This is a genomic window from Williamsia sp. MIQD14, from assembly GCF_051025635.1.
GTDB lineage: Bacteria > Actinomycetota > Actinomycetes > Mycobacteriales > Mycobacteriaceae > Williamsia_A.
On record NZ_JBPFDG010000004.1, the window covers coordinates 392,597 to 419,455 of the forward strand.

The 26,859-nt window shown below is 69.3% G+C and carries 24 protein-coding genes; 9 read left to right on the forward strand and 15 right to left on the reverse strand.

Translation table 11 applies throughout. The annotated features are described in order from the left end of the window. Positions 1–60: 60 nt before the first annotated feature. From ACQ7HM_RS16450 to glnA, 3 genes are all read right to left on the reverse strand, one after another. The gene (locus ACQ7HM_RS16450; protein WP_434217302.1) at positions 61–855 is read right to left on the reverse strand and encodes an FAD-binding oxidoreductase; all 795 of its coding nucleotides are present in this window, start codon (positions 853–855) and stop codon (positions 61–63) included. A 12-nt stretch (positions 856–867) separates the two neighbouring features. Then, positions 868–1,479: a sulfite oxidase-like oxidoreductase gene (locus tag ACQ7HM_RS16455; protein WP_434217303.1), complete on the reverse strand. Its 612-nt coding sequence runs from the start codon at positions 1,477–1,479 to the stop codon at positions 868–870. A gap of 116 nt (positions 1,480–1,595) precedes the next feature. Beyond that, a complete protein-coding gene (glnA, locus tag ACQ7HM_RS16460; protein WP_055790003.1) occupies positions 1,596–3,029 on the reverse strand; it encodes a type I glutamate--ammonia ligase in 1,434 nt (477 codons plus the stop codon). Between the two features lie 119 nt (positions 3,030–3,148). Here glnA and ACQ7HM_RS16465 point away from each other — a divergent pair, with 119 nt between their 5' ends. Next, positions 3,149–3,610: an RDD family protein gene (locus ACQ7HM_RS16465; protein WP_434217304.1), complete on the forward strand. Its 462-nt coding sequence runs from the start codon at positions 3,149–3,151 to the stop codon at positions 3,608–3,610. Between the two features lie 25 nt (positions 3,611–3,635). On the opposite strand, the gene ACQ7HM_RS16470 is transcribed toward ACQ7HM_RS16465, so the two are convergent. The 6 genes from ACQ7HM_RS16470 to ACQ7HM_RS16495 all read right to left on the reverse strand — a co-directional run bounded on the left by ACQ7HM_RS16470 (position 3,636) and on the right by ACQ7HM_RS16495 (position 10,816). Continuing rightward, positions 3,636–4,373: a DUF4191 domain-containing protein gene (locus ACQ7HM_RS16470; protein WP_434217305.1), complete on the reverse strand. Its 738-nt coding sequence runs from the start codon at positions 4,371–4,373 to the stop codon at positions 3,636–3,638. A gap of 72 nt (positions 4,374–4,445) precedes the next feature. Further along, positions 4,446–5,513, reverse strand: a complete 1,068-nt coding sequence (lipA, locus tag ACQ7HM_RS16475; RefSeq protein ID WP_434217306.1) for a lipoyl synthase — start codon at positions 5,511–5,513, stop codon at positions 4,446–4,448. Continuing rightward, positions 5,510–6,280 carry a lipoyl(octanoyl) transferase LipB gene (lipB, locus tag ACQ7HM_RS16480; RefSeq protein ID WP_434217307.1) on the reverse strand — a complete coding sequence of 257 codons (771 nt, stop codon included), beginning with the start codon at positions 6,278–6,280 and terminating at the stop codon, positions 5,510–5,512. Before lipB ends, lipA begins: the two co-directional genes overlap by 4 nt. Continuing rightward, positions 6,273–7,187 (reverse strand): TIGR01777 family oxidoreductase, encoded by a 915-nt coding sequence (locus tag ACQ7HM_RS16485; protein ID WP_434217308.1) that lies wholly within the window; start codon positions 7,185–7,187, stop codon positions 6,273–6,275. Before ACQ7HM_RS16485 ends, lipB begins: the two co-directional genes overlap by 8 nt. Beyond that, positions 7,187–9,061, reverse strand: coding sequence for a 2-oxoglutarate dehydrogenase, E2 component, dihydrolipoamide succinyltransferase (sucB, locus tag ACQ7HM_RS16490; RefSeq protein ID WP_434217309.1), 1,875 nt, complete (start codon positions 9,059–9,061; stop codon positions 7,187–7,189). Before sucB ends, ACQ7HM_RS16485 begins: the two co-directional genes overlap by 1 nt. Positions 9,062–9,277: 216 nt before the next feature. Then, on the reverse strand, positions 9,278–10,816 hold the full coding sequence (locus ACQ7HM_RS16495; RefSeq protein WP_434217310.1) for a leucyl aminopeptidase: 1,539 nt from the start codon (positions 10,814–10,816) through the stop codon (positions 9,278–9,280). 111 nt (positions 10,817–10,927) lie between these two features. Here ACQ7HM_RS16495 and gcvT point away from each other — a divergent pair, with 111 nt between their 5' ends. Together gcvT and ACQ7HM_RS16505 are read left to right on the forward strand one after the other, a co-directional pair. Then, on the forward strand, positions 10,928–12,040 hold the full coding sequence (gcvT, locus tag ACQ7HM_RS16500; protein ID WP_434217311.1) for a glycine cleavage system aminomethyltransferase GcvT: 1,113 nt from the start codon (positions 10,928–10,930) through the stop codon (positions 12,038–12,040). Positions 12,041–12,128: 88 nt separating this feature from the next. Then, on the forward strand, positions 12,129–13,232 hold the full coding sequence (locus tag ACQ7HM_RS16505) for a branched-chain amino acid aminotransferase (protein ID WP_434217312.1): 1,104 nt from the start codon (positions 12,129–12,131) through the stop codon (positions 13,230–13,232). A 34-nt stretch (positions 13,233–13,266) separates the two neighbouring features. Here ACQ7HM_RS16505 and ACQ7HM_RS16510 read toward each other — a convergent pair whose 3' ends face one another. The 3 genes from ACQ7HM_RS16510 to ACQ7HM_RS16520 are packed head-to-tail and all read right to left on the reverse strand — an operon-like array spanning position 13,267 to position 16,486. Then, on the reverse strand, positions 13,267–14,025 hold the full coding sequence (locus ACQ7HM_RS16510; protein ID WP_434217313.1) for an adenosylcobinamide-GDP ribazoletransferase: 759 nt from the start codon (positions 14,023–14,025) through the stop codon (positions 13,267–13,269). Further along, the gene (gene cobT, locus ACQ7HM_RS16515) at positions 14,022–15,779 is read right to left on the reverse strand and encodes a nicotinate-nucleotide--dimethylbenzimidazole phosphoribosyltransferase (RefSeq protein WP_434217314.1); all 1,758 of its coding nucleotides are present in this window, start codon (positions 15,777–15,779) and stop codon (positions 14,022–14,024) included. Before cobT ends, ACQ7HM_RS16510 begins: the two co-directional genes overlap by 4 nt. A gap of 5 nt (positions 15,780–15,784) precedes the next feature. After that, complete coding sequence (locus ACQ7HM_RS16520; RefSeq protein ID WP_434217315.1) at positions 15,785–16,486, reverse strand: DUF3043 domain-containing protein; 702 nt, start codon at positions 16,484–16,486, stop codon at positions 15,785–15,787. A 116-nt stretch (positions 16,487–16,602) separates the two neighbouring features. On the opposite strand from ACQ7HM_RS16520, the gene ACQ7HM_RS16525 reads away from it, so the two are divergent. From ACQ7HM_RS16525 to ACQ7HM_RS16535, 3 genes are all read left to right on the forward strand, one after another. Continuing rightward, a complete protein-coding gene (locus ACQ7HM_RS16525; protein WP_434217316.1) occupies positions 16,603–17,715 on the forward strand; it encodes a glycerate kinase family protein in 1,113 nt (370 codons plus the stop codon). A 141-nt stretch (positions 17,716–17,856) separates the two neighbouring features. Then, a complete protein-coding gene (locus ACQ7HM_RS16530) occupies positions 17,857–18,225 on the forward strand; it encodes a HesB/IscA family protein (RefSeq protein WP_434217317.1) in 369 nt (122 codons plus the stop codon). A gap of 188 nt (positions 18,226–18,413) precedes the next feature. Then, a complete protein-coding gene (locus tag ACQ7HM_RS16535; RefSeq protein WP_434217318.1) occupies positions 18,414–19,388 on the forward strand; it encodes a carbohydrate kinase family protein in 975 nt (324 codons plus the stop codon). A gap of 74 nt (positions 19,389–19,462) precedes the next feature. Here the strand turns inward: ACQ7HM_RS16535 and asnB are convergent, their stop codons facing one another. Further along, positions 19,463–21,391 carry an asparagine synthase (glutamine-hydrolyzing) gene (gene asnB / locus ACQ7HM_RS16540; RefSeq protein WP_434217319.1) on the reverse strand — a complete coding sequence of 643 codons (1,929 nt, stop codon included), beginning with the start codon at positions 21,389–21,391 and terminating at the stop codon, positions 19,463–19,465. A 267-nt stretch (positions 21,392–21,658) separates the two neighbouring features. On the opposite strand from asnB, the gene ctaC reads away from it, so the two are divergent. Genes ctaC through ACQ7HM_RS16555 form a run of 3 tightly spaced genes read left to right on the forward strand, consistent with a single transcriptional unit; the run spans position 21,659 to position 23,823 of the window. Next, a complete protein-coding gene (gene ctaC / locus ACQ7HM_RS16545) occupies positions 21,659–22,801 on the forward strand; it encodes an aa3-type cytochrome oxidase subunit II (protein WP_434217320.1) in 1,143 nt (380 codons plus the stop codon). Then, positions 22,798–23,214 carry a cytochrome c oxidase subunit 4 gene (locus ACQ7HM_RS16550; RefSeq protein WP_045823108.1) on the forward strand — a complete coding sequence of 139 codons (417 nt, stop codon included), beginning with the start codon at positions 22,798–22,800 and terminating at the stop codon, positions 23,212–23,214. The genes ctaC and ACQ7HM_RS16550 overlap by 4 nt, the downstream gene beginning before the upstream one ends. Positions 23,215–23,229: 15 nt before the next feature. After that, positions 23,230–23,823 (forward strand): GNAT family N-acetyltransferase, encoded by a 594-nt coding sequence (locus ACQ7HM_RS16555; RefSeq protein WP_434217321.1) that lies wholly within the window; start codon positions 23,230–23,232, stop codon positions 23,821–23,823. A 188-nt stretch (positions 23,824–24,011) separates the two neighbouring features. On the opposite strand, the gene qcrB is transcribed toward ACQ7HM_RS16555, so the two are convergent. Both qcrB and qcrA read right to left on the reverse strand, forming a co-directional pair. After that, complete coding sequence (gene qcrB, locus ACQ7HM_RS16560) at positions 24,012–25,640, reverse strand: cytochrome bc1 complex cytochrome b subunit (protein WP_434217322.1); 1,629 nt, start codon at positions 25,638–25,640, stop codon at positions 24,012–24,014. Further along, the gene (gene qcrA / locus ACQ7HM_RS16565) at positions 25,637–26,827 is read right to left on the reverse strand and encodes a cytochrome bc1 complex Rieske iron-sulfur subunit (RefSeq protein ID WP_434217502.1); all 1,191 of its coding nucleotides are present in this window, start codon (positions 26,825–26,827) and stop codon (positions 25,637–25,639) included. The genes qcrB and qcrA overlap by 4 nt, the downstream gene beginning before the upstream one ends. Positions 26,828–26,859: the final 32 nt, after the last annotated feature.

Sequence of the window (26,859 nt, forward strand, 5' to 3'; positions counted from 1 at the left end):
ACGCGACCCCTCTGCGACCGACCCTACTGACCCGGCCCCGGTTCGCGGGCCCGGTCGGTGTCAGGCGGCGAGGAACCGTTCGATGCGGATGTCGTCGATCGGGTATCCGGCGTCGAGCAGCCACTCGCCGAGGGTGTCGACGTACTCGCTCGAACCACACAGGTACATCAGCGGTCGTGCCGCGACGGGCAGGATCGCCGCGAGGAACTCCTCACGGGTGACGCGTCCGGCCGGGCGGGTGGCGCCCGAACCGGCGGCGCGGGTGAAGAACCAGTCGACGTGCAGTCGATCGGCGGCGGCCAGCGCGGCGAACTCGTCGCGGAAGAACACCTGCTCGGGTGATCGCGCGGAGTACAGAAGTCGCATCGTCGCCTCCGGGCGGGTGGTCTCGCGCAGCCGGATCATCGCCATCAGCGGGGTGATGCCCGACCCTCCTGCCACGAGTTGCACCGGTCGGGAGGGGTCGGTGTCGACGCCGGCTCCGGTACCTGTGTCGGCGCCCGCGCCGGTGCCTCTGTCGGCGCCCGCGCCGGTGTCGAGCGGGGGCCAGACGAACTGCAGGCCGATGGGGCCGGCGATCTCGACCTGCTCGCCGATCTCGAGCTCGTGGACGAGGAACGGCGACACCTCGCCGTCGTCGAGCTCCTCGACCCCGACCGCGACGGTGTCACCCTCCCGGACATCGGACAGCGAGTACGACCGCGACGTCGAATAGCCGTCCGGTGCGGTCAGTTTGATGTCGATGTGCTGTCCGGCGCGGGCGCCCGGGAAACCGGGGATGTGCAGCCAGATCGACCGTGCGGTGTCGGTCTCGCGCACCGCCGCGACGACGGTCGCCACCTGCCAGGTGGTCATCGGACCGGCTCGTCACGCATAGCGCTGCTCACGCCAGGGGTCGCCGTACATGTTGTAGCCGTTGGCCTCCCAGAAGCCCGGCGCGTCGGCCGTCATCAGGTGCAGCTCGTGGACCCACTTCGCGCTCTTCCAGAAGTACAGATGCGGCACCACGAGTCGGGCCGGCCCCCCGTGTTCGGGGGCCAGGGGCTTCCCGTCGAAGGTGTGGGCGATCATCGCCCTGCCCTCGACGAGGTCGGCCAGCGGCATGTTGGTGGTGTAGCCGCCGTAGCAGCTCGCCATGACGTGCGTCCCCGCCTCGCCCACCCCTCCGTCACGCAGCCCCGCCGCGTCGAGCAGGGTGTCGATCGACACGCCCTTCCAGGTGGTCTGAAGCTTGGACCACCGTGTGACGCAGTGGATGTCGACGGTGATCTCCTGCTGTGGCAGGGCGGTGAACTCCGGCCAGGTCCACCGGTGGCCGACCCCGCTCGGCCCGGTGAGGGACAGCGCCCAGCGCTCGGTGCGGACCACCGGGGTCGCGGCCAGCGACATCACCGGGAAGTCGGTGGTGAGGTACTGCCCGGGCGGCAACTGCGGTCCGGGACGCTCCTTGCGGCGGAAGCGCGGATTGATGACGGCCATGGGGACAGTATCGACGCTTCGCGGCCCACAGACGACTCCACCCGCCCTGCTGGGGAGCAGGACGGGTGGGGGGTCGAACGCGCTGAGTGGCTCAGCAGTCCGTCGTCGGAGACGACTCAGCAGTCGTAGTACAGGGAGAACTCGTACGGGTGGGGACGGATCTGCACGGGCATGATCTCGTTCTCACGCTTGAGGTTGATCCAGGTCTCGATCAGGTCCTCGGTGAACACGCCACCGGCGGTGAGGTAGTCGTGATCCTCCTCGAGGCGGTCGATGACCGCGGCGAGCGACGTCGGGGCCTGCGGGATGCCCTTGGCCTCCTCCGGCGGGAGCTCGTAGAGGTCCTTGTCGACCGGCTCGTGCGGCTCGATCTTGTTCTTGATGCCGTCGAGCCCGGCCATCATCATGGCCGCGAACGCCAGGTACGGGTTGCCCGAGCTGTCGGGGCAGCGGAACTCCAGGCGCTTGGCCTTGGGGTTGTTGCCCGTGATCGGGATACGCACGCAGGCTGAACGGTTGCGCTGGCTGTAGACCAGGTTGATCGGGGCCTCGTAGCCGGGGACCAGACGCTTGTAGGAGTTCACCGTCGGGTTGGTGAACGCCAGCAGCGACGGCGCGTGGTGCAGGATGCCGCCGATGTAGTGACGCGCGAGGTCCGACAGGCCCGCGTAGCCGGCCTCGTCGTGGAACAGCGGCTTGCCGTCCTTCCACAGCGACTGGTGGGCGTGCATGCCCGAGCCGTTGTCACCGAAGAGGGGCTTGGGCATGAAGGTGACGGACTTGCCGTTGGCCCACGCGGTGTTCTTGCAGATGTACTTGAACAACATCACGTCGTCGGCTGCGTGCAGCAGGGTGTTGAACTTGTAGTTGATCTCGGTCTGACCGCCGGTGCCGACCTCGTGGTGGCCGCGCTCGAGGGTGAACCCCGAGTTGGTCAGGTTGGTTGAGATCTCGTCACGCAGGTCGACGTAGTGGTCGTAGGGCGCGACGGGGAAGTACCCGCCCTTGGGGCGCACCTTGTAGCCGAGGTTCGGGGTCCCGTCGGGATCGACGGGCGATCCGGCGTTCCACCATCCCGACGACGACTCGACCTCGTAGTGGGTCGAGTTGATGTCGGAGCTGAACGACACGGAGTCGAAGATGTAGAACTCGGCCTCGGCGCCGAAGAAGCAGGTGTCGGCGATGCCGGTGCTGGCGAGGTAGTCCTGCGCCTTGCGGGCGACGTTGCGGGGGTCGCGACTGTAGGCCTCGCGCGTGAACGGGTCGTGGACGAAGAAGCTGAGGTTCATCGTCTTGGCCTTGCGGAACGGATCGATCCGCGCGGTCGCCGGGTCGGGCAGCAGCATCATGTCCGACTCGTCGATGGACTGGAACCCGCGAACCGACGAACCGTCGAACGCGAGACCGTCTTCGAACACGCTCTCGTCGAAGGCCGAGGCCGGGATCGAGAAGTGCTGCATCACTCCCGGGAGGTCACAGAAGCGGATGTCGACGTACTCGACGCCTTCGCTCTTGATGCCTTCGAGAAGTTCTTCCTGTGTGTTGTACACCTGTCGGTGACTCCTTCATGCTGTCGGCCGCTGCGGTCGCAGACGGCCGGGTACGGGGTGTTGCGCACCCCATACACTAGCCGCCGCGTCTGCGCTGATCGGCGGCCTATGATGCATTCATGGGTCGTACAACAGGTTCTTGGCTGTCGGGTCCGCAGGCGGGCCTCGACAACACCGACGTCGGGGCATATCGCGGTGAGACCCTGGGCCTGCCGGAGTCCGGCCCCGGCTCGCTGGTGTCGTCGTGGCAGCGCGTTCTCGGGCTCTTCGTCGACTGGGTGATGTGTTACGGCGTCTCGCTGCTGTTCGTGGGGTTCCTGTCGCCGTCCCTGTCGACCGTGGTGCTCGCCGTCTGGTTCGTCGTCGGCGTCGTGACCGTCACCCTGTTCTCGTTCACCCCGGGCCAGTTCATCGTCGGGATGCGGGTCGCCCGTGTCGACGGCGGGGGATCGGTCGGCATCGTCCGGGCCGTCGCACGGCAGATCCTGATCGTCTTCATCGTGCCGCCGCTGGTCAACGACGCGGTCGGCCGCGGCATGCACGATCGCGCGACCGGCACCGCGCTCGTCCGCTCCCGCTGAACCCCGAACCGGGGATCGCGATCGCTCAGCGACGACGCATCGAGCGCTGCACGTTGCGCATCTTGGCGCCGGCCGGCATCGGGCCCTTGGGGATACCGGGGCCGCCCTGACGGCCACCGAGTGCCGCCAGACGTGATTCGAGGGCGTCCATCCGCTTGCCGTTGATGTTCTTCGGCAGCTTGTTCAGATGCCGCTCGAGGCGTTTGAGGGGGACCTGCCCGTCGTCGTTGCCGACGATGACGTCGTAGATCGGGGTGTCGCCGACGACGCGGGCGATCTTCTTCTTCTCCTGCGCCAGCAGGCCTTTCACACGCGACGGTGCGCCCTCGCCGACGAGGATGACGCCGGGGCGACCGATGACACGGTGCACGGCGTCGAGATGCGAGGTGCCGGTGACGGCCTGCTTCACGCGCCATTGACCACGCAGGTTGTCCAGCGCCCACCCTGCGGCACCGGCCTGACCCTCGGCCTTGGCGAACACACTCTTCTGCACGCGGCGGCCGAAGATGATGAACGCGATCAGCAGTCCCAGCACCACGCCGAGCGGGATGAGGAAGAACAGCGCACCGACGACGAGACCGACGACGGTGAACACCGCGATGCTGGCGACGAGGCTGCCGATCATCAGCGGCAGCAGCAGTTTGTCGTCCTTGCGCTGCATCTGGAACGCCTGCCAGAGCTGCTTGCGCCGGTCGCGCGACGCCTTCTTGCGCGCGGCCTTCGCAGCCGCCTTCGCTTCTTTGGTCGCCTGTGCCTTAGCCATGGGATTCAGGATACTGGCGGCACAGACGCCGATCGCCGCGGGCGGCGACATCCGCCGTCCGCGGCCTCCGGGTCAGCGGGCAGCGAGGCGGGAGAGCACCGAGGTGGCCTCCTGCGAGGCACCCGAGGAGTCCGCCAGGTGCGCCATCGACTCGGGCAGCTCCCGACCGTGACGCCGCATCGCCTGCGCGTAGAGCCGCCCGGCGCGGTACGACGACCGCACCAACGGGCCGGCCATCACACCGGCGAAACCGAGTTCGGTGGCGAAATCGGAGTGCTCCACGAACTCCTCGGGCTTGACCCACCGGTCGACCGGGTGGTGCCGCGGCGAGGGGCGCAGGTACTGGGTGACCGTGATGATGTCGCACCCGGCGTCGTGCAGGTCGGCGAGACCCTCACGCACCTCGTCGGGCGTCTCGCCCATCCCGAGGATCAGGTTCGACTTGGTGACCAGACCGGCGTCGCGGGCGGCGGTGATGACGTCGAGGCTGCGCTGGTAGCGGAAGGCCGGACGGATGCGCTTGAAGATGCGCGGCACCGTCTCGACGTTGTGCGCCAACACCTCCGGGCGCGAACCGAACACCTCGGCCAGCTGGTCGGGCTCGTTGTTGAAGTCGGGGATCAAGAGCTCGACACCCGTGGCCGGGTTGAGTCGCTTGATCTCGCGCACGGTCTCGGCGTACAGCCACGCGCCACCGTCGGGCAGGTCGTCGCGCGCGACACCGGTGATGGTCGAGTACCGCAGACCCATCGCCTGCACGCTCTCCGCGACGCGTCGGGGCTCGTCGCGGTCGAGGTCGTCGGGCTTGCCCGTGTCGATCTGGCAGAAGTCGCATCGGCGGGTGCACTGCTCGCCGCCGATGAGGAACGTGGCCTCGCGGTCCTCCCAGCACTCGTAGATGTTGGGGCAGCCGGCCTCCTCGCACACCGTGTGCAGGCCCTCGCGTTTGACGAGCTTCTTCAGTTCTGTGAACTCCGGGCCCATCGTCGCGCGGGTCCGGATCCACTCCGGCTTGCGCTCGATCGGGGTCTGCGCATTGCGCACCTCGAGGCGCAGGAGCTTGCGGCCCGCCGGGGCCGTGGCGGCCGCATCGGTGGTGGCCGGGGCGGTGTTCGGGGAATGGTCCTGATGAACAGTCACCGTGTCGATGCTACGCCGTGCCCGACCAGCGGCACGTCGGGCGCGGTGCCCGTCGCGGTGGTGCGCTCGGCGCCGGCGGTACCCACCGCGAGCGTGCCGTCGAGTGCGGCGGCGACCGCCTCGGCGACCATCTCGCGGACCGAGTCGACCGCCACCGGTCGACCGAGTTCGGCCGCGAGCGAGGTCACCCCGGCATCGGGGATCCCGCACGGGACGATGGTGCCGAACGCCGACAGGTCGGGTTCACAGTTCAGCGCGAACCCGTGCAGGGCGACACCGCGCGCCACGCGGATGCCGATCGCGCCGACCTTGCGTTCGGGACGTCCGGTCACCGGATCGGCGGCCACCCACGCCCCGGACCGTCCCTCGACGCGTCCCGCGGTCACGCCGAGCGACGCGCAGACCGAGATCATGGCCTCCTCGATGCGGCGCACGTAGTCGACGACGTCGAGCGGCTCGGCGAGCGCGACGATGGGGTAGCCCACGAGTTGCCCCGGGCCGTGCCAGGTGATCTTGCCGCCGCGGTCGACGTCGACGACCGGCGTGCCGTCCGACGGTCGGTCCTCCGGCGCCGTCCGCTTGCCCGCGGTGTAGACGGGCGGGTGTTCGAGCAACAGCAACACGTCGTGGTCGAGCACCCCGTCGGCGCGGTCGGCCGCGAGGCGGTGCTGGCTGTCGAAGGCCTCGGCGTAGTCGACGAGCCCCGACGACCGGACCTCGATCGGTGTGGCGACGCGACGAGCGCTGACCGACCGCGCGTCAGGCATTCGCGTACTCCATGCCCTCGTCGATCGTCGGGTGGACGAACGTGAACCCGGCGTCGGTGAGCACCTTCGGGACCGCGCGTTGCCCGCCGAGCAGCATCTCCCGCGCGAGTTCGCCGCCGGCGAGCCGCAGCAGGGGAGCCGGCACCGGGAGGACGGCGGGTCGATGGACCGAACGACCGAAGGCGGCGGTGAACTCGGTGTTCGTGACCGGCTGCGGGGCAGTGAGATTGACCGGCCCCGACAGGTCGCCGTCGAGGGCGAACCGGACCGCGCGCACGTGATCGGTGAGGGTGATCCACGACATGTACTGGTGCCCGGCACCGAGTCGGCCGCCGAGACCGAGCTTGAACAGCGGCCGGAGCTTGCCCAGCAGCCCGCCCGACGGCGAGAGCACCGGCGCGGTACGGATGGCCACGACACGTGCGGTGGTCGCCAGGGCCGCGGTGCGTTCCCAATCCTTGGCCAGCTCGGCGAGGAAGCCGCTGCCCGCCGGGCTGTCCTCGGTCATCTCGGGGAAGGCGCCGTCGCCGCTCCCGAGGTCCCCGTCTACGTCGGACCCGAAGCCGTAGATGCCGGTGGCGCTGGAGCTGACGAAGACCGGGACACCGGTCGCGAGGATCGCGTCGGCGAGGACCTGGGTCGGCACCATCCGACTGTCGCGCAGTTTCTGCTTGAACTCGCCCGACCACGGCCGGTTGCCGATGCCGACGCCGCAGAAGTTGACCACGGCGTCGACACCGTCGAGAGCGTCCGGGGTCAACCCGAACGACTCCGGCGCCCAACCGATCTCGTCGGCCGTACGCGGCTCGTGACGCACCAGGCGCCGCACCTCGTGCCCGTCGGAACGCAGTGACGCGGTGAGTGCGGTACCGATCAGGCCGGACGAGCCGGCGATCGCCACCCGCATCAGACTCCCAGGTCCGCCCCGAACGCCGCTTCTTCCAGACGATGCTTGACCGTGGTGAGGAAGCGGCCGGCGTCGGCGCCGTCGATCAGCCGGTGGTCATAGGTCAACGGCAGGAACGACATCGAGCGCACGGCGATCGACTCCGAACCGTCCTCGGCGGTGATCACCGTGGGCCGCTTCACGATGGCACCCGTACCGAGCATCGCCGCCTGCGGCGGGACCAGGATCGGGGTGTCGAACAGCGCGCCCTGGCTGCCGATGTTGGTGATGGTGAACGTTCCGCCGGCCAACTCGTCGGGCTTGAGCTTGTTCTCCCGTGCGCGCGATGCGATGTCGGCGATGGCGCGGGCGAGCCCGGCGATCGACAGGTCGTCGGCGTTGTGGATCACCGGCGACAGGAGCCCCTGCTCGGTGTCGACGGCGATGCCGAGGTTCACCGAACCGTGGTAGGTGATCTCCTTGGCGTCCTCGTCGATGCTGGCGTTGACGTTCGGATGGGCCTTGAGTGCCTCGACCGTCGCCTTGGCGATGATGGGGAGGTAGGTCAGGTTGACACCCTCGGACGCCTTGAACGACGCCTTCGCCGCGGCGCGCAGCGCGACGACGCGGGTCAGATCGACCTCGAAGACCTGCGTCAGCTGAGCGCTGGTCTGCAGGGACTCGCGGGTCTTCTTCGCCGTGATGAGACGGATCCGGTTGACCTTCTGCGTGGTCCCGCGCAGCTCGGCGAGCTCGGGACGCACACCCTTGGGTGCCGACTTCGCCGCCGGTGCCGACGGGGCCGAGGGTGCCGACGCCGCGGGCGCCGACTCCTCCTGGGCGGGGGCCTTCGCGGCCTCGGCCGCGGCGAGGACGTCCTGCTTGCGGATGCGGCCGCCGACCCCGGTTCCCTTGATCGAGTCGAGGTCGACGTTGTTCTCGCCGGCGAGCTTGCGCACCAGCGGAGTCACGTACGGCGTCGACGAGGTGCCCTCGGACGAGGAGTCCGATGCCTTCGCGTCGGGCTCGGGCTTCTCGCCGGTCTCCGACGTCGACGGCGGCGTCTCGGGCTCGCGCTTGGACTCCTCGGTCTTCGTGCTCGTCGACTCCGACTTCGGTTCGGGCTTCTCCTCCGGCTCCGGTTCCTTCTCGGGCTCCGGTTCCTTCTCGGACTCGGGCTCGGGTTCGGGCTCGTCGGATCCCGACGAGGCGGCGTCGGCCGAACCGATGACGGCGAGACGTCCACCGACCTCGACGACATCGTCCTCGTCGGCGATGATCTCGAGCAGGGTGCCGGCGACCGGCGACGGGATCTCGGTGTCGACCTTGTCGGTGGAGACCTCGAGCAACGGCTCGTCCTCGGCGACCTCGTCGCCGACCGACTTCAGCCAGTTGGTCACGGTGCCCTCGGTGACCGACTCGCCGAGCTCGGGCATGGTGACGTCGGTGCCCTCGGAGCTGCCGCCGGACTTCGCGCCCGCGGTGGGCTTCTTCGCCGGCTCGTCGGCGTCGGCCGACGGCTCGGGCTCGTCGGCCGGGGAGTCGCCGTCGGTGTCCTCCGGTGCGGTTCCGCCGGCCTCGTCGGACGAGTCGTCGGAACCGGAGTCGTCATCGGCGTCGTCGGAACCGGAGTCGTCGGACGAATCGCCCGCCTCGTCGGCGTCACCGATCTCGGCGAGCGCGCCACCGACCTCGACGACGTCGTCCTCCTGCGCCAGGATCTTCGTCAGCACACCGGAAGTGGGAGCGGGGATCTCCGTGTCGACCTTGTCGGTCGAGACCTCGAGCAACGGCTCGTCCTCGGTGACCTCGTCGCCCTCCTGCTTGAGCCACCGGGTGACTGTTCCCTCGGTGACGCTTTCACCCAGGGCGGGCATCTGGACGGAGAAGGCCATGATTGTCGACTCCTCGACTCGTGTTCCGGTGGTTCGGTCGCGAACCTGTTCGCAGCGGGTGTGGCTCACAGGCAGCAGGTCGGTGGAGGTGTGAACGCCTCCGTGTCGAAACCCTACCCGTAGGTTCGGCGTCCGCGGGGGCGGTGTGGACCACCGGCTCGTCGGTATCGATCGCCCCCGTCGATCGTCCCCGTCGCGCAGGTGGGTCGGGCGCACTCAGCCGAGTGCGGCGATGTCCTCGATCACGCTGATCATGGTGCGTACCGGCACGCCCGTCCCGCCCTTGGGGGTGTAGCCCCACGGTCCGCCGGTGTTGAAGGCGGGACCGGCGACGTCGATGTGGGCCCACTCGACCCCGTCGGCGACGAACTCGCGCAAAAAGATCCCGGCCGAGAGCATCCCGCCCCAGCGGTGGTTGGTCACGTTCGCGAGGTCGGCCACGCGCGACTTCAGGTCTGCCGACAGCTCCTCGGGGAAGGGCATGGCCCAACCGTTCTCGCCGATGCGTCGCGAGATCCCGGCGACGCGGTCGCGGAAGTCGTCGGTACCCATGACGCCCGGGGTGCGGGTGCCCAGCGCGACCATCTGCGCTCCGGTCAGCGTGGCGGTGTCGATGAGGTAGTCGGGGTCGTCGGCGCAGGCGCGGACGATCGCGTCGGCGAGGATCAACCGCCCCTCGGCGTCGGTGTTGATCACCTCCACGGTGATCCCGCCGTACTGGGTGAGCACGTCACCGGGCCGCTGCGCGGTCGACGACGGCATGTTCTCGGCCATCGGCACCGTCGCGGTCACGTCGACGCCCACCCCGAGCTGTGCGGCGAGCACCACCGTGGCCACCACGGCGGCGGCACCACCCATGTCGGAGGTCATGTTCTCCATGCCCGCGGCGGGCTTGATGGAGATGCCGCCGGTGTCGAAGGTGACACCCTTGCCCACGAGTGCCACTTTCTTCGCGTCCGACGCGCCACTGCGGTAGGCGAGACGCACCAGTCGCGGCAGGCGCGAACTGCCCTTGCCCACACCGACGATGCCGCCGTACCCCTGCTCGATCAGGGCGGTGTCGTCGAGGATCTCGACCTCGAGTCCGGCCGTCTCGCCGAGCGTGCGGGCACGGTTCGCGAACTCCTCGGGATAGAGGTGGCTCGGTGGGGTGTTGACGAAGTCCCGGGCCACGGCGACGGCGGTCGCGATCGATCGGGCACGGTCGAGTTCGGCGGCTGCGTCCCGGGCGGCGGTGCCGGGCAGCAGTGCGACCGACGCGAGCGGGGCCTTGGTCGAGCGGGTCTTGTCCGAGCGGAATTCCTCGAACCGGTAGGCGCCGAGAAAGAACCCCTCGGCGGCGGCACCGAGATCGACGGTCGAGAGGGTGGTCACCACCCGACCCACGCCGGTGAGGGTCCGTGCGGCGACACCCGCGGCCCGACGCACGGTGTCGGGGTCGTCGAGTGCGGACCGTGCACCCATGCCGACGGCGAGGATGCTCGACGCGCCGATCGAGGCGGGTGCGACGATCCGGCTGATCTCGCCGGCGCCGGCCGAGGCACCGACCGCGGTCAGTGACGCCGAGATCTCGGCGAGCTGCGCGTCGTCGAGGATGCCGTCACCCACCACGGGTACCGGCGTCGCGTCGGCGTCGGGACCGTCGGAGCTCCCGGGGCCGCTCACGAGCCCGATGACGAGCACGTCGGCGGCGTCGCCGATCGAGGTCGCGATGGCCAGATCGGGTCCGAGCTGTCGGTCCGGTGCGCTGCTCATGCGGGCATCTCTTTCGTTCGGGTCTTCCGTTCGGGGATCTCCGATCGAGCCTAGTGGGCGTGCACGGCTGCGGCGGTGACGGCCACGGGCGGGGCAGATAGGTTGTCTGCCATGAGTGACGCACCCCTGCACGGACCGATCCATGCCGTCCACGAGCGGATCGGCGCCGCGTTCGCCGAGTTCGGCGGATGGTCGATGCCGGTGTCGTATTCGGGCACGGTGGCCGAACACGCCGCCGTGCGCGAGGTGGTCGGCGTGTTCGACGTGAGCCACCTCGGCAAGGCGTCGGTGACCGGACCGGGTGCCGCGGAGTTCGTGAACCGTTGTCTCACCAACGATCTGAGGAAGATCGAACCGGGCCGCGCGCAGTACACCCTGTGCACCGACGAGTCCGGCGGCGTGATCGACGATCTCATCGCCTACTGGGTGTCCGACGACGAGGTGTTCCTCGTCCCCAACGCCGCCAACACCGCCGCTGTCGTCGCAGCGCTGGCCGCGGCGGCGCCCGCCGAGATCGAGGTCCGTGACTCCCACCGTGACTACGGTGTCCTCGCCGTGCAGGGGCCGCGCTCAGCGGAGGTCCTGACCGCGATCGGGTTGCCCACCGAGATGGGGTACATGTCCTACGTCGACGCCGAACTCGCCATCGCCGGACGCACACGCACGATCCGGGTGTGCCGCACCGGCTACACCGGTGAGCGCGGATTCGAGCTCCTGCCGGCGTGGGACGACACCGCCGAGGTGTTCGAGGTCGTTCTCGCCGCGGTGACCGAGGCGGGCGGGCTGCCCGCGGGTCTCGGCGCCCGCGACACCCTGCGCACCGAGATGGGGTACCCGCTGCACGGGCACGAGCTGTCACTCGACATCAGTCCGCTGCAGGCGCGGTGCGGTTGGGCCGTCGGGTGGAAGAAGGACGAGTTCTTCGGCCGCGACGCACTTCTCGCCGAGAAGGAGTCCGGACCGACACGGCGCCTTCGTGGTCTCAAGGCGATCGGTCGCGGCGTCCCGCGCGCGGATTGCGTGGTGCGCGACGCCTCGGGTACGGCCGTCGGCCTGTGCACCTCGGGTACCTTCTCGCCGACGTTGAAGCAGGGCATCGCGTTGGCGTTGATCGACACCGCTCCCGGTGTCGCCGACGGTGACCGCGTGATCGTCGACGTGCGCGGTCGCGATCTCGAATGCGAGGTCGTCGCACCGCCGTTCGTGGAGACCAGCACCAGCTGAGACGTCGCCTGCGGGCGCGTCCGATGACTCCGCGCGTGGCCGCGGGTGACGGCGCCGACGCGCAGGTGCCACGCGCTACGATTGCCCGATGACCATGGAGTTCACCCGCACCGAGCACCCGCATCCGGTGTCGGAGGCACGCCGTGCCGAGATCCTGGCGGCGCCCGGCTTCGGCAACTGGTTCACCGACAACATGGTGAGCGTCGACTTCGATGCCGACCGCGGTTGGCATTCGGCGCAGGTGCTGCCCTACGGCCCCATCGCCCTCGACCCGTCGGCGATGGTGCTGCACTACGCGCAGGAGATCTTCGAGGGTCTCAAGGCCTACCGGCAGCCCGACGGGTCGATCGCCTCGTTCCGCCCCGACGCCAACGCGCGTCGGCTCAACTCCTCGGCGCGCCGGCTGGCCATGCCCGAGTTGCCCGAGGAGGACTTCATCGCCTCGCTGCGGGCCCTGCTCGACGCCGACAACGCCTGGGTCCCGACGGCCGGCGGCGAGGACTCGCTCTACATCCGGCCCTTCATGTTCGCGACCGAGGCCGCGCTCGGCGTCCGCCCCTCGAAGACCTACCGCTACGTCGTGATCGCCTCACCCGCGGGCGCCTACTTCGCCCAGGGGGTCAAGCCGGTCAGCGTGTGGCTGTCGTCGGAGTACGTGCGTGCCGCACCGGGTGGCATCGGTGACGCCAAGACCGGCGGCAACTACGCCGCATCGCTGCTCGCGCAGGCGCAGGCCGCCGAGCACGGCTGCGAGCAGGTGGTGTGGCTCGATGCCATCGAGCGGCGCTTCATCGAGGAGATGGGCGGGATGAACCTGTTCTTCGTCTTCGGATCGGGTGCCGACGCCCGCCTCGTGACCCCGGAACTGTCGGGGTCGCTTCTGCCCGGTGTCACCCGCGACTCGCTGCTGTCGTTGTCGGTCGACGCGGGCATCTCGGTGGAGGAACGCAAGGTCAGCAGCGAGGAACTGCGCAAGGGTGTCGCGTCGGGGGACATCACCGAGGTCTTCGCCTGCGGGACCGCCGCGGTGATCACCCCGGTCGGTCGCGTGAAGAGCGACACCGACGACTACCGCATCGGCGACGGCGGACCCGGGGAGGTCACCACCGCGCTGCGCGACACCCTCACCGGCATCCAGCGCGGCACGTTCGCCGACACCCACGGCTGGATGACCGAGCTCCACCGCGGCTGACCGGTCTCGCCGGCCGTGCCCGGCGGTGGTGCGCTCAGAGCAGGAGGGCGACCAGGGCCACGGTGGTTCCCAGCTCGATCCCGGCGCCGAGCACGTCGCCGCTGATCCCACCCAGGCGTCGGGCGCAGTGGGCCGACAGGACCCATGCCCCGGCACCGATCACGAGCGCCGTGACGACCCCGCGCCACCAGGCGTCGAGGTCGACCGACACCGCGCACCCCACGGCGAGTGCCGTCCACACCGCGATCGACCACCGTTGACTGCTCGCGACCAGTTCTCCGAAACCGCCTGTCGCAGCGGGTAGTCCGCGGCGGCACGCGATCGGGACGGTGAGTCGACCGAGGGCGACGGCCGCAGCCACCGCGTACCAGTGGTGACCGTCGGCCAGTGCGCCGACGGCACCGGCCTGCACCAGCAGCACCACGACGAGAGAGGCCGCACCGAACGGGCCCACCCCGCCGCTGCGCATCACCTCCCGGGCGCGTTCGGGAGGGCCGTAACACCCGAGACCGTCGACGGTGTCGGCGAGGCCGTCGATGTGCATCCCGCGCGTGAGCACTCCGAGCACGGCGACGACGAGTGCGCCGACGACGATCGACGGCAACGCCGTCGACGACACCAGGGCCGCCACACCCGCGGCGACACCTCCGAGTCCGATCCCGACGAGCGGGCTGGCCGCGATGGCGCCTGCACCCGCCGCGCGGTCGATCTCGGTGCGCGGCTGCGGCACCGGGACCACGGTCAGCCAGGACACCGCCAGCCACACCGAGCGCAGCGGGCGGGTCGCGGTCACCGTCCGCCGGCCGACGCCGCCTCGGCGGATCGCTCGCTCACCCCGGAGTCGCCGAACGTGGCCATCGAGGCGAGGGTGGCGACCGCGGCCTGCACTATCGGCACGGCGGTCAGTGCGCCGCTGCCCTCGCCGAGCCGCATGGAGAACTCGAGCACCGGTTCGAGCGCGAGGTGTTGTAGTGCGATCGCATGCGCCGGCTCGGCCGAGCGGTGACCGGCGATCCACCACTGCGCCGCACCGGGGGCGAGGTCCTCGGCGACGAGTGCGGCCGCGGTGACCACGAGGCCGTCGAGCACCACGGGCGTGCGCCGCTGGGCGGCCTGGGCGAGAAAACCGGCCATCGCGGTCAGATCGGCCCCGGCCACCGCGGCCAACAGCGCGATGGGGGAGCGCGACACCGCACGGGCCCGCCGCATGCCGTCGCGGATCGCGGCGGTCTTGCGGATCCAGCCTGCGTCGTCGATACCCGTGCCGCGGCCCACCACGACGACCGGCTCGGTGTCGGTGATGGTGCCCACCAGCACCGCGGCCGGCGTGGTGTTGCCGATGCCGAGGTCGCCGGCGATCAGCAGATCGGCGCCGGAGTCGATGAGCTCATCGGCGATCGCACGACCGTTGGCGAGAGCGGCGTTGGTCTCGGCGGCGGTGAGGGTGTCGGTGGTGCGCAGGTCGCCGCAACCACGCCGGACCTTGAACCGCCGCACCGACTCGTCGGTGTCGGCGTCGACACCGATGTCCTCCACGCGGACGGCCACCCCGGCCTGACGGGCCAGCACGTTCACCGCGGCACCACCGCCGAGGATGTTGGCGACCATCTGGCCGGTCACCTCGGGGGGATACGCCGACACCCCCGCGTGGGCGACACCGTGGTCGCCGGCGAACACGACGACGGTCGGGTGCGCGAAGAGCGCAGGCGGGCAGACACCCTGACATGCCGACGCCCAGATGGAGATCTCCTCGAGCCGACCGAGCGAACCGGCAGGCTTGGTGAGGATCAAGTGTCGACCGCGGGCCTCGTCGCCGATGGTGTGATCCGGCGACGGCACGATGTCGAACTCGTCGGCGGCGTCGTGGTGATCGCCGACCGCACTCGGCGTCAGGTCCTCGGCCGGCGTCGCCGGGACCGGAGCGGGTGTCGTGGGTTCGGCCGCCGTCGTGACCGCGGGAGGTGCGGTGTCCGAAGCGAACTCGCGTGGCGGTGCCTCGGCGACGACCGACACGGTCTCGGGATCGTCGAGCTCGATGACCCGCCCGGCGACCAGCAGCACCACGCGGTCGCACACGGCGGCGACGGCGGTGTTGACCGCCCCCAGTTCGTCCTGGAAACGGCGTCCGGCCGGTGTCGGTGCCACCAGCGACAGGCCGACCTCAGGGCTCACCAGTACGACGTCCCCGGTGCTGGCCGCGAGTGCGTCACACAGTTCGGAGGTGCGCGCCGACAGGTCGACCGACGGGTCGTCCCATCCGCCGATCTCGTCGAGATAGGTCGTGACCCAGCTGCCGAGGTCGTCGACCAGGGTCGGCGTCGCCGGATCCGACCGCAGTGCGCCGGCCACGTCGGCGGACTCGACGGTGGTCCACGTCGACGGACGCCGATCGCGATGGGCGTCGATGCGCGACATCCAGTCCGGGTCGCCGGTCGCGGGCGTCGCCGCGGTGGCGAGGTAGCGGACGGCGTCGGAGCCGGCGGAGATGATCTGTTCGGCGTACGCCGACTTACCCGAGCGGATCCCGCCCAGAACCAACGTGCGCACCGACGTCAGACCGCGTCGCCGGGCTTGACCTGGGGACGGGGCGCACGCATGAACCGCATCTGCATCGACCGGCTGAACGAGTACCACCCGAGCTTGAAGCCGCCGTCGGGGGTGTCCGGGAACCGTTCGCGCACACGGTTGTTGACGATGCGGCCGAGGATCACGCCGTCGACGGCGAGGAACAGGGCGAAGATCAGCATGATCAGGGTCGCGTACACCGCGATGGCGGGGAGGAACATGACGACGATGAGCAGGATCGCGAACGGCATGAACAGACCGGCGAAGTTGCGCCGGGAGTCGACGACGTCGCGCGCGTACTTGCGGACCGGGCCCTTGTCGCGCGGCATGAGGTACTTCTCGTCGCCGTCCATCATCCGCTGACGCTGCTCGGCGCGGGCGGAGCGACGGGTGTCGGACTGAGCCTTCTTCTCGACGCGGCTCAGCTTCGGCCCGCCGACCGTCTTCTTGCGGGCACGCGCCTCGGCCCGCGTCAACGGGGCCGGGGCGACCGGCCCGCGGCGTCGACCCTCGGCCTCGCGGCGCGTGGGCGTCGGTCGACCCTTGCCCTCGGTCCGCTTGGGTGCGGTGACCGATGCGGTCGCGGTGGTCGAACGGTCCGCCCCGTTGCCGTCGGCCCCGCCTCCGGCGCCGTCGGTCTCGCGTCCGTCGCCGTTACCGGCGTCTTCCTTGCTCCAGGGCAGCTTCACCCCGTCAGGATATTTGATCGCGGCGCCGGCGCCGCCATCCGGTGAGAACTGGCCGTTCTCACCGGCCGGTCTCGGCTCGGACTGCCGAGTGGATGCGGCGTTCCTATACTTCGGCCATGCGGGCCCTGATCTCTCCGGATTCGTTCGGCGACACCCTCACGGCGGTGGCCGCCGCCGACGCGATCGCCGCCGGATGGATGCTCGGTCGGCCCGGGGACGAGGTGGTCCGCGCGCCGCTGTCCGATGGCGGTCCCGGGTTCGTCGACGTGCTCGCCACCCGATTCGGTGAGGTGGTCACCACCACCGTGCGTGGCCCGCTCGACGATCCGGTCGACGCCCGATGGTTGCGGCACGAGACCGCCGGGCGGGTGACCGCGTACATCGAGTGTGCGCAGGCCTGCGGCCTGCACCAGGTGGGGCACCCGAGCCCTGACACCGCGTGGGCGGCTTCCACCCACGGGGTCGGCGAACTCGTCGTCGCGGCCCTGGCGCAGGGCGCGACGACCGTCGTCGTGGGATTGGGTGGCAGTTCCACCACCGACGGTGGCGTCGGGATGCTCGAGGCGCTGGCCGCCGCGGCCGGGGCGACCGGCGCGGATCTCGCCGCCGCAGCCGACCTCGCCGCGCCCCTGGACCTGATCGTGGCGTCCGATGTGGAGAACCCGCTGCTCGGGGAATCGGGCGCGGCGCACGTCTTCGGGCCACAGAAGGGCGCCGACGCCGACACCGTCGTGCGTCTGGAGGCCCGGATGGAGCAGGTGAACGAACGCCTGACCGCGCTGGCCGGGCGCGCGGTGGCCGACGAACCGGGCGCGGGTGCGGCCGGGGGGCTCGGTGCGGCCCTGCTCGCCCTCGGCGGTCGGCGGGTGTCCGGGGCCACGGTCATCGCCGACGCGATCGATTTCGAGGCGCTGGTCACCGCGTCCGACGTCCTCATCACCGGTGAGGGCAGGTTCGACACCCAGACACTGCGCGGAAAGGTCGTCGCGGCCGCCGCTGCCGCCGCGGCCGGGCACTCGGTGCCGGTCCTGGTGGTGGCCGGGCAGGTCACCCTGGAGCGTTCGGCGATCGCCGACGCCGGCATCGCGGCGGCGCACGCGATCGTCGACATCGCCGATTCGACCGAGCACGCGATGGGCGAGGCGGGGCCGCTGCTCGAACGACTCGTCGCCGACGTCGCGCGCGGGTGGACGGCGCGGCACACGGCCCCCGGCGGACCGTCGGAATAGCGGTGGTGGGGGTACCGTTGATGCCGAGGAGTACGACGACACCCGCGCGACATCGGTGTGAGGCGGAGAACCGCCCGTCATCGGCACCGCATCGAGAACATCGCTCGCTCGTACAACTGTCTGCACACCAAGGAGACCGCTATGACTGTCGACAACCAGGCCACCGCCGACACCGCCACCACCACCGGTGGCGTCCGGCTGACCGACGCCGCCGCGAGCAAGGCCAAGGCGCTGCTCGACCAGGAGGGTCGTGACGACCTGTCCCTGCGTATCGCCGTCCAGCCCGGCGGCTGTGCCGGCCTGCGCTACCAGCTCTTCTTCGACGACCGCAGCCTCGACGGCGACGAGATCTCCGACTTCGGTGGCGTGAAGCTCGCCGTCGACCGCATGAGCTCGCCCTACGTCCAGGGCGCGTCCATCGACTTCGTCGACACCATCGAGAAGCAGGGCTTCACCATCGACAACCCGAACGCGACCGGCAGCTGCGCCTGCGGCGACTCGTTCAACTGACGTCGACGGCGGTGTGATCACCGCCACGACGATCGGCCGTCCCCTGTGGCCCGCACCGAGTTCGGTGCGGGCCACAGCTGTGTGTGGGGCGCGCTGTAGCGTTGGGCCCGGGTTCGGCCACGAACCCCGGGGGCGTCGTGCGTGCTCGGGGGTGGGCCGATAAACGCAGACGAAAGGGTTTGACTGCCGTGGCCATCGCCATTTGCGGGTCGATCGCGACCGATCACCTGATGCGGTTCAAGGGAAAGTTCTCCGAGCAGCTCCTCGCCGAGCACCTGCATCACATCTCACTGAGCTTCCTGGTGGAGGAACTCGTCATCCGCCGCGGCGGCGTCGCCGGCAACATCTCCTACGGCATGGGTGTCCTCGGTGCCTCCCCGCTGCTCGTGGGCGCGGTCGGCAGCGATTTCGACGAGTACCGGTCGTGGCTCGAGGGCAAGGGTGTCGACTGCAGCGGCGTCCGGGTCTCGCGCAACGCCCACACCGCACGGTTCATGTGCACCACCGACGACGACATGGCCCAGCTGGCCAGCTTCTACGTCGGCGCGATGGCCGAGGCCCGGCAGATCTCGCTGTCGGACCTGTCCGACGAGGTCGGCAAGCCCGAACTCGTCCTGATCGGCGCCGACGACCCCGAGGCGATGGTCCGCCACAGCCAGGCCTGCCGCGATCTGGAGATCCCGTTCGCCGCCGATCCGTCGCAGCAGCTCGCGCTGCTCGACGGTGAGCAGATCCGGAAGCTGATCGCCGGTGCCACCTACCTGTTCACCAACGAGTACGAGTGGGGCCTGCTGCAGAAGAAGGCCGATCTGACCCCCGAGCAGGTCGCCGAGCAGGTGCAGACCCGCATCACCACCCTGGGCAAGGACGGCGCGGAGATCGTCGAGCGCGACGGCACCCGCACGCACATCGCGGTGGTCCCCGAGACGAAGAAGGTCGACCCGACCGGTGTCGGCGACGGCTTCCGTGCCGGTTTCCTCGTCGGCAACGCCGCCGGGCTCAGCTTCGAGCGGTCGGCGCAGCTCGGTTCGCTCGTCGCCGTCCTGGTCCTCGAGACCGTCGCCCCCCAGGACTGGACATGGGACCGCGACTCGGCGCTCAAGCGCATCGCCGATGCCTACGGCGAGGACGCGGCCACCGAGATCGGCGCCGTCGTCGCCTGACGCACCGCCCCACCGACGCCACACGCCGCCCGCGGGAACCATTTCCCGCGGGCGGCGTGTGGCGTCGGTGGGGGCTACAGGGTGACCGGGTACTCGCGATCGGCGATGGTCGGCGTGATCGACCCCTCGACGAAGATCCCGTGCCACACCATGAAGACCAGCACCGTCCAGAGCCGCCGGCTGTTGTCGACGGTGCCCGCGCGATGCTCGTCGAGCATGGCGAGCACCGCGGTCTTGTCGAAGATCTGATCGGTCTGCGAGTGCGCGATCGTCTCGCGCGCCCAGTCGTGCAACTCGGTACCGGCGAGCCAATGTCGCAGCGGCACCGGGAAACCCAGCTTCTTCCGATGCAGGACGTGCGCGGGGACGATCTGCTCGAGCGCGCGACGCAGCGCGTACTTCGTGGTCCCGTGGGCCAGCTTCTGGTCGGTGGGCAGTCGTTGCGCGACCTCGAAGACCTCCGGGTCGAGGAACGGCACGCGCAGCTCCAACGAGTTCGCCATCGTCATCTTGTCGGCCTTGACGAGGATGTCGCCCCGTAGCCACGTGAACAGGTCGATGTGCTGCATGCGTGCCACCGGATCCCACCCGCGTGTCGTCGCGTAGAGGTCGGCGGTGACGTCGGTGTGGGTCCACTCGGGTCGGTATCCCCGCAACACCGCGCGCAGTCGTGCGTCGTCGAACGAACGGGCGTTGCCGTAGTAGCGCTCCTCGAGGGTCATCGACCCACGGTGGAGCAGGCTCTTGCCGCGGGTGCCCTCGGGGATGCGCGCCGACAGCCTCCCCGCCGCGGAACGCAGTCCGCCGGGCAGACGGTCGAACGGCTTGAGCGACAACGGTTCCCGGTAGATGGTGTACCCGCCGAACAGCTCGTCGGCACCCTCGCCGGACAACACGACCTTGACGTGTTTGCGGGCTTCCTGGGCGACGAAGTACAGCGGCACCAACGCCGGGTCGGCGACGGGATCGTCGAGGTACCAGACGATCTCGGGGATCGCCGAGGCGAACTCGGCCGGCCCGACCACCTTCACGATGTGGCGCGCGCCGATCGCCGCGGCCGACTCCGCCGCGACGTCGACCTCGGAGTAGCCCTCGCGTTCGAATCCGGTGGTGAAGGTGATGAGGTCCGGGTTGTGGCGGATGGCCAGCGCGGCGATCGCGGTGGAGTCGATCCCACCGGACAGGAACGAGCCGACGGTGACGTCGGCCCGCATGTGCTTGGCGACCGAGTCCGAGAGCACCTCGGCGATCTCGTCGTAGCGCCGCTGCTCGCCGCCGGAGGTGAACGGCTTGATGTCGAACTGCGGGGTGAAGTAGCGCTGGATCCGGGGTGCCGATCCGGGCGTCAGCGTGGCGTGGCACCCGGACTCGAGACGGGTGATGTTGCGGTGCAGCGTCTCGGGCTCGGGCACGTACTGCAGGACGGTGTAGTGCTCGATGGCACGGGGATCGAGGTCGCGGTCGCCGCCGACGGTGTCGAGCAGCGCGAGGATGCTCTTCTTCTCGCTGCCGAAGGCGGTGCCCCCGGGGCCGGTCGCCATGAACAGCGGCTTGATGCCGAACGGGTCGCGGGCGAGGAACAGGGTCCGCGTCTCGGTGTCCCAGATCGCGAACGCGAACATGCCGCGCAGCCGGGCCACCGCCCCGGGGCCCCAGTAGTGGAACGCCGCGACGACGGCCTCACCGTCACCCTCGGTGTGGAACACCGCGCCCTCGTCGGCGGCGAGCTGCGCCCGGAGCTCGAGATAGTTGTAGACCTCGCCGTTGTAGGTCAGCGCGTAGCGGTCCGGGGACTCGGGCGGGCCCCACCGCAGCGGCTGATGCGAGTGCTCGATGTCGATGAAGGCGAGACGGTTGAACCCGAGCACGAGATCGTCGTCGCTCCACGTGCCGCCGGGCTCGTCGGGGCCCCGGTGTCGCATGCAGTGCAGCGCCGTGGGGAACCCTTCGCGCAGGCGGCGGCCGGAGCCGTCGCTGGTCAGCAAGCCCACCAGGCCACACACGTGAGAACACTCCGATCGAGGTCGGGAATCGGTGCCGTCGGGCCCCGCGATCCGACCCCCCGAGGGGCCGGAGACGAGTGGACGGCGACCGCTCGGACGCCGTCGAGTATGCCGCACTCGCGGGGCGTGTCCCGTGCCACCAAACCCGATCACAAAAGACGGCGAGACTTGGTCTACGCTGCGTAGTACTGGATGCATCACGCCGCGAACGCTCACCGCGGACCGGCGCAGGACATCCGCGAGATGGTGTTCCACATGCGGGAAGGCGTGACAGTGACACACGGTGGACGACCACGGCTGACGGCGACCGGTAGCGGTCGTCGCAGGGCCAAGAGGGTCTATGCGTTGCTCCTGCTGGGAGTGGGCGCACTGCTGATGTCGGGATGCAGCGCCTCGGAGGCGATGCGTTTCGGGTGGCCCGAGGGCGTCACGCCCGAGGCCGAGGACATGCGGCACCTGTGGACCTGGTCGGTGATCGCCGCCCTCGTGATGGGCATCATCGTGTGGGCGCTCACCTTCTGGACGATCTCGTTCCACCGCCGCAAGGGCACCGGCAAGCTCAGCGCCGACGAGGAGTTCCCGCGTCAGACGGCCTACAACGTGCCGCTGGAGCTGACATACACCGCGATCCCGTTCGTGATCATCGCCGTGCTGTTCTACTTCACGATCATCGTGCAGAACAGCGTCGAGGCGAAGAAGTCCGATCCGAAGGTCGTCGTCGACATCACCGCCTTCCAGTGGAACTGGAAGTTCGGCTACCGCTCTGTCGAGATGGGCAACGGCCAGAAGTACGAGGGCTTCCTGCGCAACGGCAGCCCCTACGAGGAGCAGCTGCCGCGCGAGAACAAAGAGGGCGAAGAGGTCCCGCTGCCCGCCAACGGCCGCGACGACGACATCCGCAACTACCTGAAGTTCGACCGCATCGAGACCGTCGGCACATCCGACGAGATCCCGGTGCTGGTGCTCCCGGTGGGTGAGCGCATCGAGTTCGAGCAGGCCTCCGCCGACGTGATCCACTCGTTCTGGGTTCCCGAGTTCCTGTTCAAGCGCGACGTCATGCCGTTCCCGAAGCAGAACCACACCGACAACCGCTGGCAGGTCAGCTCCATCGACCGTCCGGGTGCGTTCGTCGGCCGGTGTGCGGAGATGTGCGGCACGTACCACTCGATGATGAACTTCGAGGTCCGTGCGGTGAGCAAGGCCAAGTTCGACACCTACATCTCGTACCGCGCGGCCAACCCGACGGCGACCAACGCCCAGGCGCTGCAGAGCATCTGCGAGACCCCGGTCTCGATCACGACGCACCCGTTCGACACCCGTCGCAGCACTGACGGGACGACGACCCCGCAGACGAACGGCGACGCGAACAACACATCGATCCCCGGCTGCACGGTAGGAGCTCAGCAGTGAAAATCGAGGCTCGTCTCTTCGAGATCCTGACGATCTTCTTCTTCGGCGCGGCGATCCTCTACGGCGTCTGCACCGGCTTGTCGAGCAAGAACGTCGAGTGGGTGGGCATCACCGGCATGGTGATGACCGGCGGCCTGACGCTCATCATCGGCACCTACTTCCGCTTCGTGGCCCGACGTGTCGACATCCGGCCCGAGGACTACGAGGAGGCCGAGATCGAGGACGGCACCGGCGAACTGGGCTTCTTCAGCCCGGGCAGCTGGTGGCCCATCGCCATCGCCCTCGGCGCGGCCCTGCTGGCCGTCGCCATGGCCACGGTGAACTTCTGGCTGGCCGCCACCGCGGTCGTCGCGATCATCATGGCTGTCGGCGGACTGGTCTTCGAGTACCACGTCGGGGCCGAGAAGCACTGATCACCACCACCTCTCGTGCCGGCTGAGCCGCACGAACGCAACACCGACAGGGCAGGTGCCACGGCACCTGCCCTTCGTCGTGCCCACACCGCGGACCTCGCCGACTCCGACCTCGGCGCGATCCGCGCCCTGATGGCCGACGCGTTCGCCGGCGACTTCGACGACGACGACTTCGACCACGCACTGGGCGGGATACACGTGATCGCGCACGGGCCGTCGGGCGACGTCCTCGGACACGCAGCGGTGGTGCAGCGCCAGCTCGTCGCAGGAGACCGCGTGTTCCGTGTCGGCTACGTCGAGGCGGTCGCGGTGTCGACCGCGGCGCAGCGACAGGGCGTCGGTGCGGGGCTCATGGAGGCGGTGGAGGACATCGTGGCCGCCGCCTACGATCTCGGCGCTCTCGCGGCCAGTGAGGCGGGTATGCGGCTGTATCGCTCGCGCGGCTGGGTGCCGTGGGAGGGCGCTCTGCGGGCCGTCGGCGCCGAGGGTGTCGTGGATACGCCCGACGACCGGGACAGCGTCCTGGTGTTCGGGACACCGGTCCGCGAGCACACGATCGACCTCGGCGCCGTCCTCGTGGCCGATCGACGTCGCGGCGACCCCTGGTGACCTGACCCGCCGATCGGGCACTTACACGCGTCGATCGGGCACCTCGACGCACCGACCGGGCAGATGTCCGAGCCGCTCAGTCCTCAAGGCATGCGGCGTGCGACGCGATGGGGGTGCAACGACGACGGCCGGTGAACCCCTGAGGGATTCACCGGCCGTCGTGGCGCGCGGAGTGGGGGAGTGGACCGCTACTTCTCGAGCATGTTCCCGCCGCGCGACTGGAGCTTGGCGAGTGCCTCGTGCTCCTGTCGATGGGCTTCGTGCTCGATCTCTGCGTTGCGCTTCTGCTCCTCGATCGGGTCTGCCACCATCAGCGAACCCGTACCGGGCGCACCGGCGGAACCGAGCTTGTTCATCCGCTTGGGCAGAGCCGCGCCCTCGTAGGGGAGCGGGATCGGGTGTCCATGGCCGTCGACCGGGCCCAGGGGCTGGTGCACCTCGATGTACTCGCCCTGCGGCATCCGCTTGATGATGCCGGTCTCGATGCCGTGCTCGAGGACCGCGCGGTCACTGCGCTGCAGTGCCAGCGCCCAGCGGTAGGCGATGAAGTACGCCAGCGGCGGCACGACGATCAGGCCGATACGACCCATCCATGTGGTCGCGTTGAGCGAGATGTGGAACTTCAGCGCGATGATGTCGTTCATGCACGACAGCGTCAGGACCACGTAGAACGCCAGTGCCATCGCGCCGATCGCGGTGCGCACCGGGACGTCACGCGGACGCTGCAACAGGTTGTGATGCGCGTCGTCGCCGGTGAGGCGCTTCTCGATCCACGGGTAGGCCACCATCACGGTGATGATCACACCGATGATCGCGACGACCCAGAAGATCGCCGGGATCGTGTACGTGTTGCCGAAGTAGATCTCCCACGCCGGCATCAGTCGCGCCATGCCGTCGGTCCACATCATGTAGATGTCGGGCTGTGAACCGGCCGAGACGTGCGCCGGGTTGTACGGACCCAGCACCCAGATCGGGTTGATCTGGAAGACGCCCGCCATGATGGCGAGGATGCCGAAGGTGACGGCGAAGAACGCGCCGGACTTGACCGCGAAGACCGGGAGGATGCGGACACCCACCACGTTCTTCTCGGTGCGGCCGGGGCCGGGGAACTGGGTGTGCTTCTGGTACCAGACCAGCGCCAGGTGCGCGCCGATCAGGGCGAGGATGATGCCCGGGAACAGCAGCACGTGGAGGATGTACAGCCGCGGGATGATGATCTCGCCCGGGAAGTCGCCGCCGAAGAGAGCCCAGTGGATCCAGGTGCCGACCACCGGGATCCCCATCACGATGCCCGACATCGCGGCGCGGACGCCGGTGCCCGAGAGCAGGTCGTCGGGGAGCGAGTAGCCGAAGAAGCCCTCGAACATGGCCAGCAGGAGCAGGAAGCAACCGATGACCCAGTTGGCCTCACGCGGGCGACGGAACGCACCGGTGAAGAAGATGCGGGCCATGTGCACGATGATCGCCGCGGCGAACAGCAGTGCCGCCCAGTGGTGGATCTGTCGGACGAACAGGCCGCCGCGCACGTCGAACGAGATGTCGAGGGCGGTGGCATAGGCCTTGCTCATCTCGACGCCGTTCAGCGGCTGGTAGGACCCGTTGTAGGTCACCTCCGCCATCGACGGGTCGAAGAACAGGGTGAGGTAGACACCCGAGATCAACAGGATCACGAAGCTGTACAGGGCGATCTCTCCGAGGAGGAACGACCAGTGCGTCGGGAACACCTTGTTGATCTGTCGCCGGACGCCGGCGGCGAGGTGGTAACGGGAGTCGACCTCGTTGGCCTGTGTGGCCGCGCGATCAGCTATGACGCTCATGGCTTGTCCTTCCCCTGGCCCCGCTCCCAGAAGGCGGGTCCGACGGGCTCGATGTAGTCACCTGCTGCAACCATGTATCCCTGATTGTTCACCGTTATCGGGAGCTGCGCCAGTGCCCGCGCAGCGGGTCCGAAGATCGGCTTGCCGTACTCCAACGCGTTGAACTGGCTCTGGTGGCACGGGCACAGGATGCGGTTGGTCTGCTGCTCGTACAGCGACGTGGGGCATCCGAGGTGCGAACACACCTTTGTGTAGGCGAAATAGTCGCCGTAGTTGAAGCTCTCCTGCTCCTTGCGCTTGATCACCTTGGCGGTGTCGGTGGGGCGCAGGCGGATCAACATGACGGGGTTGCGGACCAGTCGCAGGCCCTTGTGCAACTTCTCACGTGACTCTTCGGTCTCACCGAAACCGTCGGAGACACGCCACGGGAACACCGTCTCCATCGCGCCGGCGTCGAGATCCTCCGGACGCACCAGGACGACCTGATTCGGGTCACCGGTGTCGCGACGCAGGAACACGGTCTCGTTCGGCGACTTCGGGTCGTTGTAGATCGGCGACCATCCGGTGTGCCAGAGATCGGAGTCCTTGCCCTTGGCCCACGGGTTCTTCACGATGCCGCCGAGCAGCGCGACGACGCCGGTCAGTGCGAACGCACCGACACCGAACGCGGCCGAGCCGATGATCAGCTTGCGACGACCGATGGTCGAGGTGCTGCCGGCGTTCGACAGCAACGCGACGGTGGTCGCGCGGTCGACGTCGTTGGAGCCGCCGTCGTGACGGTCCTGGACCGAGATCTCCTCGGGGATGAACTTCTTCGTGTACTGCACGAGGCCGATGCCGATCGCGAGGATCGAGCCACCGAACGTGATGCCCAGCAACGGCGTGTTGAGCGTGTAGAGGAAGTAGTTCTCGCCGCCCGGCAGCACGAAGTGCCAGTGGTTGAACAGGAAGATCACGAAGCAGGCGACGGCGAGGATGCCCGAGAGGGCGAACCAGATAGCGACCGAACGCTCGGCGCGCTTCTCGGCCTTGGTCCCCGGGACGGGGAACCGCTCGCGGCGGTGGATGATCTCCACGCCGTCGAGGTTCGTGCCGAGCTTCACCAGGTCGTCGTTGCTCATCTTGTCGAGCTCGTCGCGGGTGAAGGTCGGCGGATGATCGGTGCCCTCCGCGTTCTGGGGGGTCATCTCCTCGTCGGGATCCTTCGGCTTCTGCTCGT